At 53.9% G+C, this 21954-nt stretch carries 16 protein-coding genes; 6 read left to right on the forward strand and 10 right to left on the reverse strand.

The window, feature by feature from the left end; translation table 11 throughout:
• Positions 1-9: 9 nt before the first annotated feature.
• From FHW17_RS19205 to FHW17_RS19225, 5 genes are read right to left on the reverse strand one after another with little or no spacing between them, the layout of a single operon-like run.
• A complete protein-coding gene (locus FHW17_RS19205; protein ID WP_112528424.1) occupies positions 10-981 on the reverse strand; it encodes a biotin-dependent carboxyltransferase family protein in 972 nt (323 codons plus the stop codon).
• Positions 971-1846, reverse strand: coding sequence for an allophanate hydrolase subunit 1 (locus FHW17_RS19210; RefSeq protein WP_182510588.1), 876 nt, complete (start codon positions 1844-1846; stop codon positions 971-973). Before FHW17_RS19210 ends, FHW17_RS19205 begins: the two co-directional genes overlap by 11 nt.
• The gene (locus tag FHW17_RS19215; protein WP_182510589.1) at positions 1843-3240 is read right to left on the reverse strand and encodes an acetyl-CoA carboxylase biotin carboxylase subunit; all 1398 of its coding nucleotides are present in this window, start codon (positions 3238-3240) and stop codon (positions 1843-1845) included. Before FHW17_RS19215 ends, FHW17_RS19210 begins: the two co-directional genes overlap by 4 nt.
• Positions 3237-3479 carry an acetyl-CoA carboxylase gene (locus FHW17_RS19220; protein ID WP_182510590.1) on the reverse strand — a complete coding sequence of 81 codons (243 nt, stop codon included), beginning with the start codon at positions 3477-3479 and terminating at the stop codon, positions 3237-3239. The genes FHW17_RS19215 and FHW17_RS19220 overlap by 4 nt, the downstream gene beginning before the upstream one ends.
• 2 nt (positions 3480-3481) lie before the next feature.
• Complete coding sequence (locus tag FHW17_RS19225; RefSeq protein ID WP_182510591.1) at positions 3482-4282, reverse strand: 5-oxoprolinase subunit PxpA; 801 nt, start codon at positions 4280-4282, stop codon at positions 3482-3484.
• Positions 4283-4566: 284 nt separating this feature from the next.
• Here FHW17_RS19225 and FHW17_RS19230 point away from each other — a divergent pair, with 284 nt between their 5' ends.
• On the forward strand, positions 4567-5472 hold the full coding sequence (locus FHW17_RS19230; RefSeq protein ID WP_182510592.1) for a LysR family transcriptional regulator: 906 nt from the start codon (positions 4567-4569) through the stop codon (positions 5470-5472).
• A gap of 214 nt (positions 5473-5686) precedes the next feature.
• Here the strand turns inward: FHW17_RS19230 and FHW17_RS19235 are convergent, their stop codons facing one another.
• A complete protein-coding gene (locus FHW17_RS19235; protein ID WP_112528436.1) occupies positions 5687-6364 on the reverse strand; it encodes a hypothetical protein in 678 nt (225 codons plus the stop codon).
• Position 6365: 1 nt separating this feature from the next.
• Complete coding sequence (locus FHW17_RS19240; protein WP_182510593.1) at positions 6366-13292, reverse strand: YadA-like family protein; 6927 nt, start codon at positions 13290-13292, stop codon at positions 6366-6368.
• 132 nt (positions 13293-13424) lie between these two features.
• Here FHW17_RS19240 and FHW17_RS19245 point away from each other — a divergent pair, with 132 nt between their 5' ends.
• Positions 13425-13796, forward strand: a complete 372-nt coding sequence (locus FHW17_RS19245; RefSeq protein WP_162730179.1) for a hypothetical protein — start codon at positions 13425-13427, stop codon at positions 13794-13796.
• Between the two features lie 128 nt (positions 13797-13924).
• Here the strand turns inward: FHW17_RS19245 and FHW17_RS19250 are convergent, their stop codons facing one another.
• On the reverse strand, positions 13925-14530 hold the full coding sequence (locus FHW17_RS19250; RefSeq protein ID WP_112528438.1) for a hypothetical protein: 606 nt from the start codon (positions 14528-14530) through the stop codon (positions 13925-13927).
• 446 nt (positions 14531-14976) lie between these two features.
• Between FHW17_RS19250 and FHW17_RS19255 the strand changes: the two genes are divergently transcribed.
• A complete protein-coding gene (locus tag FHW17_RS19255; RefSeq protein ID WP_182510594.1) occupies positions 14977-15639 on the forward strand; it encodes a hypothetical protein in 663 nt (220 codons plus the stop codon).
• 92 nt (positions 15640-15731) lie between these two features.
• Here FHW17_RS19255 and FHW17_RS19260 read toward each other — a convergent pair whose 3' ends face one another.
• Complete coding sequence (locus FHW17_RS19260; RefSeq protein WP_182510595.1) at positions 15732-16784, reverse strand: DJ-1/PfpI family protein; 1053 nt, start codon at positions 16782-16784, stop codon at positions 15732-15734.
• A gap of 416 nt (positions 16785-17200) precedes the next feature.
• Here FHW17_RS19260 and FHW17_RS19265 point away from each other — a divergent pair, with 416 nt between their 5' ends.
• The 3 genes from FHW17_RS19265 to FHW17_RS19275 all read left to right on the forward strand — a co-directional run bounded on the left by FHW17_RS19265 (position 17201) and on the right by FHW17_RS19275 (position 20004).
• Positions 17201-18658 carry a YncE family protein gene (locus tag FHW17_RS19265; RefSeq protein ID WP_182510596.1) on the forward strand — a complete coding sequence of 486 codons (1458 nt, stop codon included), beginning with the start codon at positions 17201-17203 and terminating at the stop codon, positions 18656-18658.
• A gap of 304 nt (positions 18659-18962) precedes the next feature.
• Positions 18963-19295, forward strand: coding sequence for a DUF305 domain-containing protein (locus FHW17_RS19270; protein WP_246706934.1), 333 nt, complete (start codon positions 18963-18965; stop codon positions 19293-19295).
• Positions 19296-19458: 163 nt separating this feature from the next.
• On the forward strand, positions 19459-20004 hold the full coding sequence (locus tag FHW17_RS19275) for a hypothetical protein (RefSeq protein ID WP_182510597.1): 546 nt from the start codon (positions 19459-19461) through the stop codon (positions 20002-20004).
• Between the two features lie 258 nt (positions 20005-20262).
• Here FHW17_RS19275 and FHW17_RS19280 read toward each other — a convergent pair whose 3' ends face one another.
• The gene (locus FHW17_RS19280) at positions 20263-21501 is read right to left on the reverse strand and encodes a cupin domain-containing protein (protein WP_182510598.1); all 1239 of its coding nucleotides are present in this window, start codon (positions 21499-21501) and stop codon (positions 20263-20265) included.
• Between the last annotated feature and the right edge of the window lie 453 nt (positions 21502-21954).

The raw sequence follows: 21954 nt of genomic DNA on the forward strand, positions 1-21954 counted from the left end.
GATATACCTTTAGGCTAATGCATGCCTGATACTCTGGAGCAGAGCGGCACGGTGGGCTCGCGCGGCCAGCGCCATCTTCATGTCAACTTCGACAAATCTCGTTGGGGTGTTGGGTTGCATCTGCCCGATCATGTCCATATCAGCGGAAATGACAGTACCTATGGTGCAGTAACCACCGCCGGAAACCGCATCCCGATGAAGGATAATCGGCTCGGTTCCACCAGGCACCTGAATGGAACCGTAAGGATAACAACTGTCGACAATATTCGATGGATCAGAGCCAGCACCAAAGGGCGGCTCACGATCGACAAACTGCAAAGCTCGTCCACCACGGAACCGGTATCCCATGCGATCGGCTTCTGAGGCAACTTTCCATTGATCATCGAAAAAGCTGCCCATCGATATCTTTTGTAACCGATGCCAGTAGAGCCCAGGCAGAACGCGAAGCTCCGCTGGCGTGGCCATCTTTGGCCGGAGAGAGCCTTCCAGACTTGCCCCCTCGCTCAATCGTCCTGAAGGGCCAATTGGCAGTTCGTCGTTGTTGGCAATTGCCCGTCCTTGGAAACCTCCCAACGCACCTATGATGTAAGTCGATCGACTGCCAAGGACGATGGGAACATCTATACCACCAGCGACGGCGATATAAATCCGAGCACCTTTGCTCAGAAAATCAAAGCTAAGCGTTTGTCCGGATTTGACCTTGATTGCCGTCCAACCCGGCTTTTCCTCGCCGTCAATTTTCATTGGCATGTCTGCGCCAGTAACTGCAATCACCGTTTCTTTGGCGAATTCAAGTTCCGGACCTACAAACACAGCTTCAAGGCAAGCCGCGCCCTCGTCATTACCAACGAGAAGATTGGCAGCGCGTAAAGCAAGGCGATCCATGGCGCCGCCGAGCGGAATGCCAAGATGAAAGTAACCGGGGCGGCCGAGATCTTGGATTGTTGTCGATAAGCCCGGATTGATGACCTTAATAACCATTGATCATTCCCTCCAGCCTGGCGTTGTAGCCATTGGTATCTTTTTGGAATTCTCTCAAATCGAATGTAACGTCACGCATTTTCGGAACGAATTGTCCGGCGGATACGTCTCCAAGTATCGCGTCATATTCTTCGCGTGCTATCGGTCTGTATTTGACAATATCCCCCGGACGGAAGAACACCATGAAGTCGCGCAGGTAGCTCGTCTTTTGCTCAGGGTCAAAAATCGGCATCGGCGTAACACCGAACATCTGATAACCGCCAGCGCCGCGAACTGAATAAATGCAGGAGAAGCAGCCGCCGTGACCGATGGTCAGTTTGGGCGTGTCTGTTCGGGGTCGAAGATATTTGGGCACCTGCAACTGTTTCGGCTTATCGACCATCTGATACATGAAGGGCAGGCCGGCAACGAAACCCACCATCGACACAAACCACGGCGAGCCACTGTGCGCGTTGATGAAATCGCTGACACCGTCAAGATTATTTATGCGTGCTGCATATTCCAGATCAGTCAAACTTGGGTCCTGATGCCGCTCGCGAAACCGCATCAGGGTCTCGTAGGTCCAAGGGTCTTCATAGAAGACGGGAATCTCGACGATCCGGGTCTTGATTGTCGGCTCTGCCTTGTCAGCGGCTTTTTCAATGGCCTGTACTTCGGAAAGTACGTCGTCAGGCTTAATTTGATCGGGATTGAATTTTATCTGGCAAGAAGCATTGGCCGGGCAGATTTCCGTCACCCCTTTGATGCCACTTTCGCGGATGGCATTTGTCATGGAGAGGCTTTTGAAAAAGGCCTCAAGTGACATGCTCTCGGCGCACTCGACAAAGAGATGTTCGTCTCCACCAAATGAATATCGGGTTTTCATCCAGTAGCCTCCCGGTATGCTTGGTCTGACGACGCAGGCGGATTAAATTTGGTTTCGAGCCAGTTTTCCAGGAACCGCGTGTGGAAATGGCCGATGGCGATATCGGGGTCCTTCGCAAGAGCGGCATGCAGCGGAATCGTTGTTGGAATTCCGTCGATTTTCAACTCGCTCAATGCCACTGTTAGCCTTGCCAAACATTGGGCGCGATCGGCACCATGGACGATGAGTTTTCCCAAGAGAGAGTCGTAGAACGGTGGAACCACATAACCTTGAAAAAGCATGGTGTCGAAGCGAATATCCTTGCCCACCGGCACGCTGATCCGGTCTATCGTACCGGGAAAAGGCATGAAGTCTTTTGATGGATCTTCAGCGTTAATCCGGCATTCGATTGCATGGCCTTTGATTGCAATATCCTGCTGGCGAACGGACAGTGTCTCTCCTCCAGCAATCCGCAGCATTTCCTGCACAAGGTCGAGCCCGGTGATCATCTCGGTGACGGGATGTTCGACCTGAATACGCGTATTGACCTCAAGGAAATAAAACTTCTGGCTGGCTTCATCGTAGAGATATTCGACCGTTCCAGCACCACAATATCCAACTGAGCGCGCCAGCGAGACGGCACTATCACACAGGCGTTGGCGCACGGATTCGGGAAGGCCAACAGCGGGTGCTTCTTCCCATACTTTTTGTCGGCGCCGCTGCAACGAGCATTCGCGTTCATAACAATGAACAAAATTCTTGCCATCACCGAGTATCTGCACTTCGATATGACGGGCGTTCAGGATCGCCTTCTCGATATAGAGACCTCCATCACCGAATGCTGCTGCCGCCTCCGCCGAGGCTTGCGGGAAATGCTGTTTGAACTCGTCAATATCTTGCGCGACGCGGATTCCACGCCCGCCACCACCAGCTGCGGCCTTGATCATCACGGGAAAACCAATGGCCGAAGCAATCGCCGCGGCTTCTTCGACATCAGCAATACGCCCACCACTACCTGGTACGGTGGGAACTCCGGCTTTTTCGGCCTGATTGCGTGCCGCAACTTTATCCCCCAACAGGCGAATGGAAGCCCCGTCGGGTCCGACAAATTTCATACCGGCGGCAATAACGGCGTCGGCAAAATCTGCATTTTCTGACAAAAATCCATAACCCGGATGAACCGCGTCAACTTCGGCCATTATTGCAGCAGCAATAATCGCGTCGATATTCAGATAGGATTTCTTGGCGGTCGCTGGCCCAATCTCGATTGCTTCGTCAGCAAGCTTCACCGCTAGAGAGTTTGCATCAGCGGCGCTATAAACCTGTACCGTGCGCAATCCCAATGCCTTGGCAGCACGATTAATACGCACTGCGATCTCTCCACGATTGGCAATCAGAACAGAGCTGATGTTCATGTCTCAACCTCAGCCAGCGGTTGGCCAGCCATAACGGCATCGCCATCATCAATCAGAAACCTGATATTGGTGGCCTTCAGGCCCGCTTTGATCTCGTGAAATGATTTCATGACCTCAATGATCCCGATGACATCCGAGCTATCGACAGCATCGCCATCGCGTTTGAACGGCTCGCTATCTGGCGAGGGGCTCCGGAAGAAAATGCCGGGAAGTGGGGATTTTATTTCTCGTACAGACATCTTCATCCTCTCGCGGTGAACTTGGATGGGTGCGCCAATTCGGATGCCGGAGTGATCTTGATTCCATGGGCAATGAGCGCAGCACGCATTGCCTTTGCAATCTCCAGACAGCCAGGCGTATCGGAATGAAAGCAGATGGAATCAAACTCAATGTCGATAAGATCGCCATCAACGGTCTTGACCTGACCTTCCTTGCAGGCACGAACGACTTTTTCGGCTATCAGGCCGGGATCGAGCCTCGCGGTCCGGCGTGTAAAGACAATTGATCCAGAACGATCATATTCACGATCCGCATAAAACTCTCGAATGACAGGCTGACCAGCCTCTATTGCCGCCTGATAAGTCTTCGAAATATCCATGCAATAGATGAAGGCGTTAGGAGCCGTGGTTCGCATTGAGTTGACAAATAACCGGGACATTTCTTCATTACTTGCCAAATCCATGTACAGTGCCCCGTGAGGCTTTACATGTTGAAGATTGGCATCGTAACGCCGGGCAAACTCGCGCAATGCACCAATCTGATAAATAATATCGTTGACGGTCTCCTCACTCGAGCCGCCAATTCGTCTCCTGCCGAAACCCTGTAGGTCCCTGTATCCCGGATGCGCACCTATACTGACGCCATGTTGAGCGGCAAGGCGGACAGTTGCATCCATCAAGTTTGGATCGCCCGCGTGAAAGCCTGTAGCGATGTTGGCCGAGCTGATAATCGGCATCAAGTCGGCATCGTTGGCATCTCCAAGACGCCAATGACCGAAGCCTTCGCCCATATCACAATTCAGATCCACAGCCGATAACGGCATTGCCCCTCCATCAATTCGTGGGAACCTTCCGGCTCTCGTGTTCCATTTCTTTTTTGTTACGATACGACGATGGCAGGCGCTTGAAAAATTCTAAAATGCAATACTCAATATTAAAATATCAGATAGAGAGAGAACGAGCGGCGACGCCCTCAAGCCGCAATTTCTGCGGTTATATCGACTTCCTCTCAATCCTTCGCACCAATGTGCGATCGCCATTTATTGCGCTGCATCGATTTTATCGATAATACTCTGCCCTGTATTTTGAAAAACGGTGAGGTGCGTTTATGTCTCTAAGCCTGCGTCAAATTCGCTATTTTGTGGCTACTGCGGAATATGGCCAGATATCCTTGGCGTCGGCAGAACTGCGAATATCTCAATCTGCTATCACCACAGCCATCAAAGATCTTGAGCAGACGGTGGGCTTGGAGTTATTCAATCGATCGGCACAAGGGATGGACCTCACCACAGCCGGGCGGCAGTTTCTCTTTCACGCATATGACATACTCAATAAGGTCAATGAAGCCACAAATCTCCTGTTACCCGCCGGTGATTTTTCGGGGGAATTAACCGTGGCTGCCTCCTACACGGTGTTCGGATATTTTTTGCCGCAGCATTTAGGTCGGTTGCGGCGTGCATGGCCCAATCTCAGCATCCAATTGTTTGAGCTCAATCGCGAAGCGATAGAAGAAGGTTTGCTGGCAAATCGTTATGATATGGCCGTTCTGCTCACATCCAATGTGATAAACCCAGATCTTACTACGGAAACACTTATGAGTTCGCGCCGCCGTCTATGGGTACCGGCAAGGCATTCGCTATTAACAAAAGAAGCGGTGGGTCTAAGGCATATTGTTGAGGAGCCCTACATCATGCTGACGGTAGACGAAGCAGCACACACCTCGCTTCGATATTGGAGCACAACACCATATCGCCCTAACGTTACCTTGCGCACCTCATCGGTGGAAGCGGTACGCTCTCTGGTTGCTGACGGTCACGGGGTGACAATTTTATCGGACATGGTTCTGCGTCCGTGGTCTTTGGAAGGAAAACGTATCGAGACCATCGTGCCTACCGAACCTATTCCATCAATGGATGTCGGGCTTGCCTGGAGACGCAATGCCCAATTCACACCAGCCATGGAAGCGTTCCGCGCATACTTTCATCAAACGTTCTTTTTGCCTTCAAATAGGTGAAGTTTAACTTCCTACCAAATGGTCCAATTCGGTCAGTGTCTTGATGCGCTTTGCCTTACCGCGCGTTGTCACATGCGGAAGGTGCTGGCAGCGGGCGTGGAGCAGAAGAGCATTCGCGACGGTGGCACTCTTGGACATCGGCGCAGAAATGGGAGACAGAATTTCCGGGTGTAATGGTTACCAAGACAGCACGTCGTCAGGATGTAAATAACAATCAGCCATGAGGTTGGATCTGTGCAGCCGGAGCAGCCGTACCTAGTGAATTTATGGCCAGGCCAAAGGTAGTATCCACGGATACAGCGATGCATGTTTTATTGATACCAGGCAGCAGGAAAATACGCTTGCCGGTATGATCAACCATGATCTGCGTATCGAGTATGGGAATTGCCGTAGCACCTGTCGATTGCATGTAAGCTTGGGCGGTCGCACAGTCACTTGCAAGTGGAAATATTTGCACGGTCAAGCCATCACAGGCACCATCAGGTGTAGGACTGGCAACAATAGCCGTTAACCCATTGGCAGGAATGACGTCGGGACGGCGAGTGATGGCAACACTCTGAAACAAATGCTGGGTGGGTGCGGTCCGATTCCAGCCGGACTGCACGTCATACTGATTGTTAAGAGAACCGCGAGAGATGCGATCGACCATGGCGGCGCATTGCGTAAGGCCAATCTGCTGGATCTGTTGAACTGGCAGTGGCGGCTCAGGCAAGGTGATGGGCACAACCGGAGCGGCCGGTACCGGCTTCGACATAATTACCTTTTCTTTCTTAGCCGACCTTTCGATTGATTTATCTTGGGCAAAGGTCGAGATCGTCAGCAAACTGCCAACAAGCATGCCGATGACAATCAGGAATAGAAACCTCTTCCATTTGATCTGAAGTAAAGCCATATTAGTCGAAGGTATAGGAGAGGCCACCGACGACCCCAATATCTGGCTTTTGTTGACTTGGCGAATAAGTCCCGGCCAAATTCGCCCGCCATTGATGATCTTCCGAAGTCCAGCCGACACCTGCAGCTATACCGATCTGGCTGTGATAAACCGATGCTGCAGCGGCAACCGAAACCTTGCCAGGACGATCATCATAGCGCAGGCCCGATGACGCCAAGGCCAGGGCTATACCTCCATTGGCTTTGCGGTAATTACTGGAAATCTGGTTTTGCAGGCTTGCGATATCACCGCCAATACTATCGAATCTTCTGTCGATTGCACTCATCGCGCTGCCGACATTGTTATAACTCGCGCCGGCAACATTGTACCTAGTTCCAACGATTTGACCTGTAGAACTAACAGTTGACTCACCGCCGAGCGTCGTTGCAACTGATTGTGCCGAGCCGTGAAGCTGAGAACCGTTGATGGCATCGGTCGACGTGGCGGACACTTCGCCTGCATTGATATTGTGCAGCGTCGGCGCTTTGCCTGCGCTGCCAACGAGTGTCACATCGTTTGTCGGCGCAGAACCTGGAGCACCAACTGTGGGGGAAGTTGGCAGCGAATACTGCATCGGAGCCGAAGCTTGCAACGCCTCGATGGCATTGCCCACACTGCTATACTGGGTTCCCCCAACGCCATAGCCTGGAGACGATACCTCGCCGGTCGTCGGATTATATTTTGCGCCACCACCAAGATTGCTGGCCGTAGAAGTGCCAAGCGCGTTGGCGTTATTACCAAGATTATTCGCGGAGGCAGTCAAGGCTGTTAGCTGGCCAAGATTTACCGCATCGGTCGGTGCCACGCCATCGGCCACATTCCTGATCGCCCTGCTGGCTGCGTCAATACCTGCAGCAGTCACACTGGGGCCATTCGCAATGATCAGGCCATTGGTTTCAAGTTTCGCGTTACCCGTTGTCACGCTGGTGAAAGCAGGGGTCAGACTGGTAGCGATGGCAATGCTGCCACCATTCTGTGTCAACGCGATATTGTTACCAGCCGTATAGGTTACTGTATCGCCCGGCTTGACCACTGCACCCGTGCCGTTACCCGATGCCATGCCTGTCCCTGTTTGCGTCGTCGTTACATTCAGGCCAGCATTGGCGCGCACAGCCACAGCATTCAGCTGGCTGAGGTTGACCGCATCATTTGCCTCCGAGCCGTTGGCAACATTTGTAATCCTCTGGGGACCAGAGCCGCCGTGACTTGCATCATAGGCACCAATTGCAGGGTTCCACTGCAGTGCATCCTTCATCAGGTTTGATATCCCGCCGTCCAGCGCGGTGATGGCTCCGCTGACATTATTGTAGCGGGTGTCATGCACCATGAAAGCCGGTTCGCTGAGCTTGCCCGTCTTGGGATCGAAGGTCGAGCCGCCGCCAAGCATGCCGGCAACCGAGCCACCAAGATTATTGACACTGCTGCCAAGCGGATTGGCCGCAGCAGCAACCGCATCCTTCATCTGACCAAGGTTTGCAGCGTCCGTCTCTGCTTTGCCTGCCGCCACATGGGCGATCGTCCTGCCGCCCGCATCAATCCCGCTGGCCAGAATGCTCGGGCCATCCGTTGTCTTGCCGTCCGCTCCCTTCGCCGTGATCCTCAGACCATCCGGGCCAAGGGTCGAGAGCGCACCATCAGCCCCGTTCTTGCCCACTGTCACCGTGCCAAACACCGGCGTCAGGCTCGTGGCGAGGGCAATCGTATTGCCCGTCTGCGTCAAGGCAATATTGTCACCCGCCGCATAGGTTACCGTATCACCCGGCTTGACTGTCACCTTGCCGCCGCTGGCCGTGCCCGACACAGCTTTAACCGCCACGTCAAAACCCTTGCCCGCCATCTCATGCACCGCCGTCAGTGCATCGCCCACAGTGCTGTAACCCTTTTTGCCTGCACCCGTCTTGTCAGCCAGATAGAGCGGCTTCGTCACCTGGCCCGTCGCCGGATCAACCGTCGCACCGCCACCAAGACTGCTCGCAAACTCTGCCGAAGCAGCGTAAAGCTGCCCCCCATTGACCGCATCCTTCGAATCTTTCGACACCTTGCCAACCGCAAGGTTGGTAACTGTCACTCCACCCGACGGAGCCCCGGAACCCCCGGTCGCGCCAAGCGTAATCCTGCTCTTCTGCTGATCGTCATATTTAACCCCGATCCCGGCAAGGTTGGCCGTGTTCTCGTCCAGTGCTGCCAGCGCCTTGGCAACCGTATTGTGCGGGGTCGCACTACCGACAACGCCCTTGTCGCTGATGCCACGGATCTTCTGCTCGAAGCTGCTGATCTTGCCCGTCTTGGGATCAACCTTCGCTGCGCCGCCAAGCGTGCTGGCAAGCGAGCCCGCAAGATCGTTGACATTGCTGCCAGACACTGAGGCACTTATCTTCTCATTCAGCTGGCTGAGGTTGACCGCATCATTTGCCTCCGAGCCGTTGGCAACATTTGTAATCCTCTGGGGACCAGAGCCGCCGTGACTTGCATCATAGGCACCAATTGCAGGGTTCCACTGCAGTGCATCCTTCATCAGGTTTGATATCCCGCCGTCCAGCGCGGTGATGGCTCCGCTGACATTATTGTAGCGGGTGTCATGCACCATGAAAGCCGGTTCGCTGAGCTTGCCCGTCTTGGGATCGAAGGTCGAGCCGCCGCCAAGCATGCCGGCAACCGAGCCACCAAGATTATTGACACTGCTGCCAAGCGGATTGGCCGCAGCAGCAACCGCATCCTTCATCTGACCAAGGTTTGCAGCGTCCGTCTCTGCTTTGCCTGCCGCCACATGGGCGATCGTCCTGCCGCCCGCATCAATCCCGCTGGCCAGAATGCTCGGGCCATCCGTTGTCTTGCCGTCCGCTCCCTTCGCCGTGATCCTCAGACCATCCGGGCCAAGGGTCGAGAGCGCACCATCAGCCCCGTTCTTGCCCACTGTCACCGTGCCAAACACCGGCGTCAGGCTCGTGGCGAGGGCAATCGTATTGCCCGTCTGCGTCAAGGCAATATTGTCACCCGCCGCATAGGTTACCGTATCACCCGGCTTGACTGTCACCTTGCCGCCGCTGGCCGTGCCCGACACAGCTTTAACCGCCACGTCAAAACCCTTGCCCGCCATCTCATGCACCGCCGTCAGTGCATCGCCCACAGTGCTGTAACCCTTTTTGCCTGCACCCGTCTTGTCAGCCAGATAGAGCGGCTTCGTCACCTGGCCCGTCGCCGGATCAACCGTCGCACCGCCACCAAGACTGCTCGCAAACTCTGCCGAAGCAGCGTAAAGCTGCCCCCCATTGACCGCATCCTTCGAATCTTTCGACACCTTGCCAACCGCAAGGTTGGTAACTGTCACTCCACCCGACGGAGCCCCGGAACCTCCGGTCGCGCCAAGCGTAATCCTGCTCTTCTGCTGATCGTCATATTTAACCGAACTATCATTCAGCGCTTCGATAGCCTGATTTGTAGCAAAGAGCTGGCTGCCATTGATACCATCGGTGCTTGCACTTGTGATCCGACCAGCGGCAACATTGGTAATCGTGCGCTCGGCATCCCTCATGCCAATGCTAACGGTGCTTTTGGCCTTGGCGCCTGCAAAGGTATAGTTCTTGCCGCTGATCTTGATATCGGCAGTGTTCACAACAGCGGCTGTTTCCGAACCAGCACCAAGCGCTACGTCCCCGACATTGTTCGCAGTCGCATTGGAACCCAAAGCAACACTCCTGTCGGCCGAAGCCTTGGCATCTTTACCCATGGCGGTTGCGGCGTCCGGATTGGCCTCGGCATTCAGGCCAATGGCAACGCCGCCGGATATCGTCTTGATCGCATCAAGAGCCGCTTTTGCCGTGTTGAATTTCTGTTGGAGTTCCTTGAGGTTTTTCTGAACCTTATTATCAACCTTGGTTGTATCCAAATCAGCATTGGCTGCGTCAAGCTCGTTCTTGGCATCCGCCTCGGCCTTGGCCGCCGCTTTAATATCTTCGGCGTTGGTTTTCTCGACGCTGCCCAATTTGATCACTGCATCCGCCAGCGCTTTCTCGGCGGCCTCCAGACTTTGTTTATTCGTCTCTGATTTATCCTGGTCAAATTTTGTTTTGGCGGCATCACGCGTTTTTATGGCGGCGTCACGCTCTAACGTGACGGTGGCGATTCTATCCGTGACTTCCTTGTGATAGTCGCTGACCAAGGTAAATCGCGCTTCCGCCTCCGCCCTTTTATTGTTTGCCGCTGCTTTGGCGGTGTTCAAAGCAAGGCCAGCATCATTGAAAGCTTTAATGACGTCCTGGTCGGATTTGGCGGATACCAGCACTTTGGCTCCGCCACCGATGGCCACGGAGTCAACCCCCTGTGCGCGCGCACCAATATCGGCGGCACTTGCTCCAATTGCTGTTGAACCCGGAGCATTGGCGAGAACGTGATTTCCCCCATTGTTGCTGCCGCCAATCGCCGTGGCGCTGGTGCCTGTTGCCTGCGCCTGTGCGCCCAAGGCAATGGCTCCCTCGCCGCTGGCAATAGCTTGCCGACCATGGGCGATTGCAAAGTCACCACGCGTTTCTGCTCCCAAACCGATGGCGATACTTTTCTGGGCTGATGCCTTTGCTGCCTCGCCTATGCCAATTGCTCCGTGTTGCGTTGCCTCGGCACCGCCAACGGCTATGCTGTTTCTTGCAGTGGCCCTGGCATAGCCACCAGCGGCAAATGATTCGTGACCTGACGCCTCTGACTTGACACCAATGGCCGTCGCCATTGTGGCTCTGGCTTCCGCAGAGTAGCCAATGGCCAGAGCCACATATGCATCTGCCTTTGATATTGTTCCGAATGCTATCGACGCTCTGCCGGTCGCCTTGGCTGTATGTCCGAATGCCGTTCCTGGCGCCTTTCCGTTGGCATCCCCTCGTGCTTCGGCTTGATACCCAAAAGCCATATCATTGTAGTATGCCGCGTTCGCTGTTACCCCAAAAGCAATCGAGCCTATGCCACCGGCGTTGGCAGCTTCACCGATGGCGATAGTTCGAAATTCCATTGCATTGGCCGATTTGCCCAACGCCAGCGACGCCAATCCGAGTGCTTGGGAGCCCAGACCCATAGCTATCGCACTCTGACCGATCGCCTTGTTGTTGCTACCGATTGCGACGGCTCCTTCGGCGACATCTGTGTCTGAAGGCTTGTCGGCTTTGCCTGCCGCCATGTTGTTGGCACCCAGCGCGACAGCACCCGTGCCAATGGCGGTGTTCGGATCGCCGATCGCCACCGCACCATTGCCGATTGCCTTCTGGCCAAGGCCGATGGCAACAGCACCACCCTCCTTGGTAAAGGCGTTGGCTTTGGCATCCTTGCCGATGGTGACGTTGGTTCCCATCACACCCGAGACAGCATTCGATCCCATAGCGATACCATCTACACTGCTGGCCTTGCTGCCAAGGCCGATAGCGATGGCATGGGCCGCCAGCGCCTGCGCGCCTTTGCCGATTGCGGTTGCGGCGTCCGGATTGGCCTCGGCATTCAGGCCAATGGCAACGCCGCCGGATATCGTCTTGATCGCATCAAGAGCCGCTTTTGCCGTGTTGAATTTCTGCTGGAGTTCCTCAAGGTTTTTCTGAACCTTATTATCAACCTTGGTTGTATCCAAATCCGCATAGGCTGCGTCAAGCTCGTTCTTGGCATCCGCCTCGGCCTTGGCCGCCGATTTGATATCGTCGGCATTGCTCTTCTCGAGCCTAGTCAACTTGTTCCTTGCATCTGCCAGCGCTTTCTCCGCCTTCGTCAGGCATACTTTTTTGCATTTTGATTTACCTTGGTCATATTCCTTTCGGGCGGCGTCACGGTTTTCTTGGGCTGCTGAAACCTCTTCCTTAGCCGTAGCAAGTCTGTTCATGACTTCCTTGTGATGGGCGCTGGCGGAGTCAAATCGCAATTTCGCCTGTTCTTTGTTTACCTCTGTTTTGTTTGCCTCTACTTTGGCAGTGTTCAAAGCAAGGCCAGCATCGTTGAAAGCTTTAATGACGTCCTGATCGGATTTGGTGGATGCCAACACTTTGGCTCCGCCACCGATGGCCACGGAGTCAACCCCCTGTGCGCGCGCACCAATATCGGCGGCACTTGCTCCAATCGCTGTTGAACCCGGAGCATTGGCGAGAACGTGATTTTCCCCATTGTTGCTGCCGCCAATCGCCGTGGCGTTGGTACCTGTTGCCTGCGCCTGTGCGCCCAAGGCAATGGCTCCGCCACCGCTGGCGATAGCTAACCGACCATGGGCGATTGCAAAGTCATCAAGGGCTTTTGCATATGAACCGATGGCAATACTTTTCTGGGCTAACGCCTTTGCTAACTGGCCTATGCCAATTGCTTCGATTCGGGTTGCCTCGGCACCGCCAACGGCTGTGCTGTTTAACGCAGTGGCCTTGGCAAAGTCACCAGCGGCAAATGAGTACTCACCTGACGCCTCTGACCCGACACCAATGGCCGTGGCCCTTGTGGCTGCGGCTTGTGCAGATGAACCGATGGCAAATGAGTACTCACCTGACGCCTGCGAGTTGTTACCAATGGCCGTCGCCATTGTGGCTCTGGCTTCCGCAGAGTAGCCAATGGCAAATGAGTACTCACCTGACGCCTGCGAGTTGTTACCAATGGCCGTGGCCACTTTGGCTGTGGCTTGTGCAGATGCGCCAATGGCAACAGAGTACCCGTCAATTGCATTGGCCGATTTGCCCAACGCCAGCGACATCTCTCCGGGCGCTTGGGAGCCCAGACCAATGGCAATGGAGCTATCACCGGTTGCTATTACGTTTTCGCCGATGGCAACACTGTGCGGTCCCGCTACGTTACTCTGCGGTTCCGTTGCATTGGCCGACGCGCCCCATGCAAATGCAACCGTCGCCAGCATCAAAGCACGAGCGTGCAGCCAATCCTTGATCACCTCAGCCGCAACTCCAAAACCATGAGTGCGTGTTGTCCAACTGGAAGCAATCAACGTTGAAACATGGCCAGTCGATCCACCTCCCGTCAGAGAACCCAAGCCGAGCCGCCGTCTTCCTAGCCCCAACACACGATGCGCCATGCGCAAAATAGCGTGGAGGCGCTTGCGCGCGCGGCGACTGGATTGACTGGAGATGCGGTTGTTTTCGTTGTGGGACATTGTGCTGTTGCCAATCCTGAAATTCATCATGAAAATTGCGTTTTAGGAATTCTTGTGTGCGTAAAATCCGTCATCCAAATCCGGCTCGCCGAAGCAGGCGGCACGATCCGTTTCTCAAATTCAATATTCAGTCGGATTAAAACGCCTTCCGCCGCGCGCAAGCCATCGCACCAACTTTGGAAAAGCCTGAGAAGATTGACCCGAATCAGCCCGTTCCAGAATCTTAGCCGGTTATCGGGCCTTCATCCCGAGATGTATATTCGGGCATTTACCTACAACTTTTGACGTAATTCGCCGGTTAATGGCGCATATTCTGACTTGCGCGCTCTAGCGCAAAAGGGTGAAGTCTTACCGGCCAAATGGCGGCAAGACTTCACGTAAACCTCACAAATTCAGGATGATAAATCACCGCCTCACTGGGGTGATTGCAGCAAATTGGGGTCCACTACCGACTTTGGCTTTGGTTTTGCTTTTGGCTTACCTGTCTCGGGTTGTTTCGCCGCTGGCGATTGCACGACTGGCGCCGGAACCTCAACAGGAGACGACGAGGCATCCTGAGCAACATTGACACTTACACCAAACAGTTTCAGCTTGTTGTCGACGAGCTGATAGAACATTTCGAAATTCAGGCGCGCATCGCCACTCACGGGGAAATGACCAGCAAGGTGCAGAAGCCCGTTGGTTTCGATCTGCGGCGGCAGGGTGAGAGCCGGTTCCATAACTAGCGCGCCAGCCAGATCAAGGTTGACATTACGCTGTCCCGCGAAAATTTCTCCGAGTTTCGCCACCGTATTATCCCGCTGGAAATCCGGTGAGCCCAAATCATGCAGAACCGAATAATTGCCTGTCTTGTTGGCCTGATCAAGCGCAAGAAGAGTGGAGCGAATGATTGCGAGTATCGCCTTCGGGTCCATATTGGCCGGTTGCGGTGCGGCAGGCACAGCCGCCGGGGTCTGAATTGGCACGGGCTGCTGTGCGCCGACAGGCGATATCGCGCTTGCGATAGCGGCGATTGCCAAAAAGCCAGCTCCCGCCAAGGAGTTCGCAACACACCGTTTTTGTATTGAAAGTAAATGTAATGGATTGGTCCGCATAGGAATTCGCGCCTCGTTTGGGGGTGGAATATCTGGTGCGGGATTTCTCACGGCGGCAGGTTAAGTGCCGTTGGCAGCAGGGCCTCGTTTCATCCCGCAGCCTGATCGCGTAATAGGACGGCGGAAAATTGCCCACAATTCGTACGAGTACCTAAAGTCCGAGCTAAGGAATGTACGCGGCAACAGACTGAACGCAGCCAAACGAACGAACAATGCAACTTTCTCCTCATGCTCGGGCAAACGTTTCAAATTTCCCATCCGTGAAGTATTATTCGCAGGCGTATGGGCGCGATGCTTAGACTAGCAAACACCCAAGCGAAAAAGCAGGAGTCAGTCGATGACGAGCACACGAATTTCGCAAGGCTTCTGACATGGCAGCGACCTCTCGCCCGAAAATTACCGGTGTGCGGCAATTCCTTGGATTGGAGCAGCAGCGCGATTGGATAGAGGGCAAGATCGACTTGCCAGACACGGTCGATCGCTTGGAGTCCATGGAACAACGTTTCAAATATGTCGCTCGATTTGAGAAGCTGCTTCGTCGCCCGCAAGCTAAGGAAGTGCTGGAGATTCTCGCGCTATATGGTCCAAGCTGCATTCCCATTCCCCGCAAGACCGAACGCTACTACTGGTCGGTTTCCTGCCTGCCGTCGACATCGGACAAGCCCCTCATCCGCGTCAATGCGAGTTGGATGGAGCTTTTTACGCTGTATGCCCAAGACGAAGATATCCGCGCCAGATTCATCGTGCATCTTTCGGATTTCACTACGGATCGTTCGGCCACGCCGAGCCGGGTGGATGAACCCTTTCTCGAGCAAAGCGTCGCGATGCCAGAGGACGTCAGTTATTTCTTCCCGCGTGGTGCGGACATTTTCGGCATCAACGTGCGCAGCGCCGTCTCGATCCGCAAATTTCTCATAAACAGCCGTGTGTTACGCGGCATCCGGACCTTCAACCTGACGCACATGAACCGGGGGCGTAACGCCTATCAGGCGAGCCATTGCTATAGCGTGGGGGATTACATGCAGGCAGATTGAGGGGTATTTAATGCGCACCATCCTGACGAACTCGCGGGACTTATGTCAGGATTGAAGGCCAAACCGGTAAGTATATCACCACTCTATAGATCCTAATTGATCAGCAAACTCGGATATGAGCGGAAGCGCTCGCGGTATTCTCCGGGCGGGATGCCAACTTGCCGGAGGAAAGAGCGGCGCATCGTCTCCTCGGATTGAAATCCGCAAGTCATTGCAACGATACTCAGCGCAGCCCGCCCATCTTCAAGTGCCCGGCGCGCCGCTTCAACGCGCAGCCTTTCAACCATCCGAGCTGGGGTAATACCCGTCTCCGCCTGAAATGCTCTTGCAAAGTGTCGAGGACTGAGACACGCCCGCGACGCCATTTCGGAAACGGTCAGAGGGCGGTGGAGGTTATCAGTCATCCAAGCGACCAGATCACGGAGCCGGCGTGACGGCGCGCTCTGCGCCGCCAGAACAGAACTGAATTGCTTTTGATCACCAGGACGCCGCAAAAAGAGTACGAGTTCGCGTGCCACGGACAGTGCCAGGACATGCCCGAAATCCGCTTCCACAAGCGCCAGCGCCAAGTCCATTCCCGCCGTGACACCTGCAGAGGTCCAGAGATTGCCATCCTGGACATAGATCGGATCAGGATCAACAGAAACACCTTGATGACGACGGTGAAGCTCAGCGCACCAACGCCAGTGCGTCGTAATCTTGCACCCTTGAAGCAAGCCGGTTTCTGCCAATAGAAAAGCGCCTGTGCAAACACCGGCGATACGACCGGCTCGCTTTGCAAGAAGACTTACGAGTTCCACAATCTCAGGCTCGGCACATCGATTTCGAGCGCCCTCGCCTCCGGCAATGATCAATGTGTCTATTTCTTTTCGGCTGAGCAACTCTTCACGCGATATGGTTGATGAGAGGCCTATGCCGGATGATGATTTGGTTTGTCCCTCATGGGGAATGATAAAGACATCAATTTCATAAGCTGGCGCATCTGCCGAATGCGCGAGAATACCATCACCGCTGCTCGCCTTCATTTGCGTTGCCTGTGCGAATACCTCGACAGGACCAGCTACATCAAGCAGCTGAACCGGCGCTGCCGCAAGGAGGACAACTCTATGAGATTTCGTTCGATTGTTTGTATGATTGGCTGACATTGCAGTATCCATCATGAGGCTCCAAAAGGGGCAGCAAAATGGCAGTAATGCCATTACCCCCTCTGATTCTGCCGTAAAAACACAGTAACAAATTCACGGCGCATAATTTGCGACAACGCCAGCCATGTCATTGATGCTGTCGTGTTGAGGGGTGATCAATCTGCTTACGGCGGATGGCAGAAAATGAGGGAAATTCGGCATTGGCGTGCAAACATTCCCGGCGTTAAGTTGAGTCTGCCAGCAGAAACAGAAGAAGGCGTGACATTTTCTCCTGAATTTACTGACCATGCAACACGGGTGTGCTGTCGTCCGGTTAGCCCGGCTTAAACACCCGAAATCTTCGTCAAACAGCAACGGAAATCGCACGCCCGGCGGTCAGCGATCTGTTGTCAGCGACCGCTGGAAAGAACCATCCAATGAAACACACCCTTCTCTGCCTTGCCCTTCTCACCGGCACCATACTTACTCCTATCGCAAGCCTTGCGGGACAGATACCGGGATACGCTTCCGATCCGGATATTCCAGTCAGTCACAAGGACCGGATCTATGCCGCCGAACAGTATTCCAATACCGTCTCCGTATCCGATCCCGTAGATAACAAGCTTCTGGGTGTCATCAGGCTTGGTGATCCACAGCCGGGCAATATGAGCCCGCTCTATAAGGGACAGGTGCTTGTCCACGGCATGGGATTTTCACCTGATCACAAGACGCTCGCCATTGTATCGATTGGTTCCAACTCGATCACTTTCCTTGATACAGCCACCAATGCGATCAAGCATACGACCTATAGCGGGCGCTCCCCGCATGAGGCGTTCTATACCCCAGATGGTAAGGAGGTCTGGGTCACGGTACGCGGCGAAGACTATGTTTCCGTCATCGACGCCAATAGTTTTGAAGAAAAGACACGCATCAAGGTTGCCGCCGGACCGGGAATGCAAATCTTCTCGCCCGATGGAAAATACGGCTATGTCTGTTCGTCGTTCAATCCGGAGGTCGCCGTGATCGCGGTCGCTGACCATCAGATCGTCGGCCACGTGAAACAGGCAAGCCCATTCTGTCCAAATATCGCCGCATCTCCCGATGGCAAGCAGGTCTGGTTCACACTAAAGGACACCGGCAAGGTACAGGTTTTCAATGTCGAGGCTCCGTTCGATCTCATCAAAACCATTGATACCGGGCCGATCACCAATCACGTCAATCTGGTCATCAACAAGAATGGCAGCTTTGCCTATGTGACAATCGGCGGACTGAACGAGGTCAAAGTGTTCCGCACGGACACATTCGAACAGGTTGCGACCATTCCGGTCGGTAACCTGCCGCATGGTATCTGGCCTTCGGGCGACGGTACACGCGTCTATGTCGGTCTGGAAAACGCCGACCAGTTCGCTGTGATCGATACGCTGACGAACAAGGTCATCGCTAACATCCCGATTGGTCAGGCACCTCAAGCTGTGGCCTATGTACCAAATGCCGTTCCTGAAGGTGACGGCCTTGGAAATCTGGTGCCCATTGGAGTAGCGGGCGAAGCTGCCCATCTGAAGCTGGTTGCGAAAAGCCGGGATGAAGGCCGTAACTCACCAACAACCGTGGCACTGTTTGATCAGGGGCTAACACAGATCCTTCAGGCTGCAGTCACCGGACTTGAGCCGAAGATGCCCTATATTCTTGCTCTATCGGATAAGCCGGATGGAAGTGGTTTGCTGCAAGGTCTGTCGAACTTTATGACAAATCCTGCAGGCTCAGCGATCGTCAGCGCAGTCGGCCCGATCCGCCAGATCGTCGATGCGAAACACAAAGATGAGAAGCGTTATCTTGTGATTGCAGTCTCCAACGAAGGCAAGCCCGGCAAAGTCATTCAGGTGCAGTCAGAATGATGGCCCGTACCTTAAGCGTCGGGGCCCTTGCCCGGCCAATTGGGACGAAATGCGTTTCGATTTTCCGCAACTTTTTGCTGCGGCCCGGAGCCTCCCGGTGAATAATCGTCGAACAGGGCAAGACAACTAAGGAAAGATCGACGTTAAACGTCGGTTCAGCACGATGAAACTTCTGAAAACACTTACATCCTATCTCTTCTGCGCACTATTCGGCGCCGCATTGATGTTCGTTGGCATAAGCACAGCCGCGCCGCCTCCAGAGTTGAAATCACCGTCGCAACTACAGCAGCTCGTGTCGAACCTGATGTCTGTCTGTAATGTTGGAATAGAGAAGTTTGACGATGAGACCGCGTACCTTGTCGCCATGAACAATTCCATGGAAAAAATGATGTATGAAATGGTTGTGCCGCCAACGGGCAAACTTGATCATGACTTCGTGCAGATGATGATGCCGCACCATCAGGGAGCGATCGACATGGCTCAAAACTATCTGCGGTTCGGCAGTAACGAACAATTGAAGCGCATTGCGCAGGAAATTATTGTCGAGCAACAACAGGAAATGGTGGCGATGCGACTGGCTGTCGGTGAGGAGTTGCCGCCTCCTGCACCAGCACCAACCCAGATCAGCCGAAATTAGAGTGAGGGTGTATTGATCGCGTCTCGAAAATGCCATCGCGACCGCTCTACTGTCGCACTTAATCTGCATCGCCTTATGACTATAACAGAATGGAAAACCGTGATGGGGCGCAAATGCCGGCACGGATGATGAAGCGCTGGTTCAGTACAAATGGAGTCTGCAAATGAAGTACAAGACCCTTGGAATGTTGAGAGCGGCTGGTTTCCAGAAGGACGTGAACGATCACATGATGGACATGGGGACCACCTATTTCCTTTCCTCTCATAGGGAGCCCTACCGAGTGGACGTTCAGGCCGGGCTACTCGTACAACTTCAAAGCGGCGGCTTTCACCCTCTCGACACGGAAGCAGGCCTCAATGGAGCGTACATCTTCGTCATGACAGGGGATGGACGGATATACTCTGGGAACAAACAAGAAGTACAGCACCACAGCAGTTTTTTGGCGGGACGAGAAATTGCGGCGGCTGGCGCCTGGATTGTCCGAGGCGGGAGACTGACAATGATCACGGATTTGAGCGGACACTACCAGACGCCAACTGATTATGTAGAACAGGTTTTGACGGAGCTCAAATCCCGTGGTGTGAATCTCAGCACTGTAACCCGAAAATGGGAAGGGATGAGCTCAAAAGAAACCGCAAAGCGTTTGGCATCCGCAGGGCTTCAACGGGAGCGAATCGGCGATAAGAGTGTCGAGAAAACGAAATACTAGAGTGAAATGCCTCGGAGGTGTGGCTAGGTGACATCAGCCTCAAGCATGAATCTAACCTTTGCGTGCATGCCATTTTCTTTTCCATTAGCCGACATGCCCGCAAAGGGAAGCAGATCGTCAGGATATTGTTTGGGAAGCGCGTATCTCACAGCGAGAGACATGGGTTGAGGGAAAGATTACAGCCTGAACATTTGCTGGAATTGTTTTGCGTCTTAATTTTCTCCCGCCTTGATGAGGCGGGAGAAAAAAGCTGGCCTCTTATTTGGGCAAGAACTCCGGACGATCGGCCGGAAAACGGGCAATCACATCGGCATCCAGTTTCAATGTCTGCTGCACCATTTCAGAAGGAACGTGTGTAAGCCAACTGGTGAGGGTGACTTCGGCAAAGCGATCTGACTTGAAGATCGTGAGCACCACCAGATCGTCGTCTCCCGTGTTGACGATATAGTGACCAAGGCTTTTCTTGATGTACCAGATATCCCCGGGATTAAAGTCGTTTGTGGTTGCCTTCGGCCCCGTATCAAAGACTGTGACCCGTGCTTTGCCCTTGATGACAAGCGCCCATTCATCGGCATTCGGATGCCAGTGCATTTCGCGTAAGGCGCCGGGGTGAATCGTCTCGAGAGCTGCGGCAATATTCTTGGAGATCGGAAAATTGCGGCTGTCGGCGACCTGCGCAACTCCAGAGCGGCCAGATGGAATAGGCGGCGATTTCGACAGTTTATATGTAACCTTTTCTGTGCCCGATGTTACACGCGCCGATTTTTTATCTTCGTCCAGACTGGGAGGAATATCCCCCTGGAAAATCCATAAATTGTCGAGAGGGATATTTTTGAAAGCATCCGCGGGAACTCCGAAATTCTGGGCCAGAACTTCAGGCGGTGTATGGGCAATCCAGTCAGTCACAAGCAAAGTGTTGAATTCAGATGACAAACCATTGTCGAAGATAAGAAGAAACTCTGCGCCATCAGGTCCGAGGCCCTGCAAGGAATGAGGCAAGCCCGGAGGGAAATACCAGAGGTCTCCCTCCTCCACGTCTTCAACAGATGATCGTCCCTGCTCATCAAGCGTGGTAATGCGGCATTTTCCAGAGAGCATGATTGCCCATTCCGCCTGTTGATGCCAGTGCATTTCCCGGATGCCGCCAGCACTCAATCGCATATTCACGCTGGATATTGTTTCTGAAATTGCAAAGTCTTCCTGGGTGATCTGCCGTGCCCAGCCACCATCCTGATAGCGCTTGTGCATGATGTTGAATGACGACCAGAACTGCGGCATGCCATTGATATCGGTCGCTGGCGGATTTTGAGAGCTGGGAAATTGTGAGGCAAGGTTCGGGCTTGCCGGCCCGGGATCGCTCGTGCTTGAGAGACTATGGGCGTTTATTTTGCCTTCGGGCGGTCGGTCAGGATTACCAAAACTTGCCGCCTGAGCTACGGATGCTAGCCCAAAATAGCCCATCAATGAAATAAACCCACGACGTCTAATCGGTTCCATGGATTGGTCCTCCGGTTGGTTATCAAATGGTCGGGTTCCGAAGTGCCGGATCAGCTAAGCCCCGCAACTTTGGGATCGTTTCCAGCTTGAGTGATGATGGTGACATCACAACTGTGCGCATATGAATGCGTCCGCTATTCAGTAGCATTAGGACAGGGCGGCAGACACCATACGTAGGTATTAGTTGGGTTATACAAGGGTGGACAGACGGGTTCTGACGTAAGGTTTTGACTGCTCCAAAACTGTATTCCCCCGTACCGAAAATAGAATAGGACTGGTCGCCCCTCATCTCGATATAGACGCCGTATGCTCAACTTTAAGCAGTGTCACTCACACGCACAGTTCTAATCAATTCCGGTTAGTCACGGGGTATGACGCACTGCTGCAACTTGCACTGGCTCTGGCTCAGTATCATTGCATCGACCATAGGCTTAGCCGGACACGACGCACGAC

This window comes from Phyllobacterium sp. P30BS-XVII, from assembly GCF_014138335.1.
Taxonomy (GTDB): Bacteria; Pseudomonadota; Alphaproteobacteria; order Rhizobiales; family Rhizobiaceae; genus Phyllobacterium; species Phyllobacterium meliloti.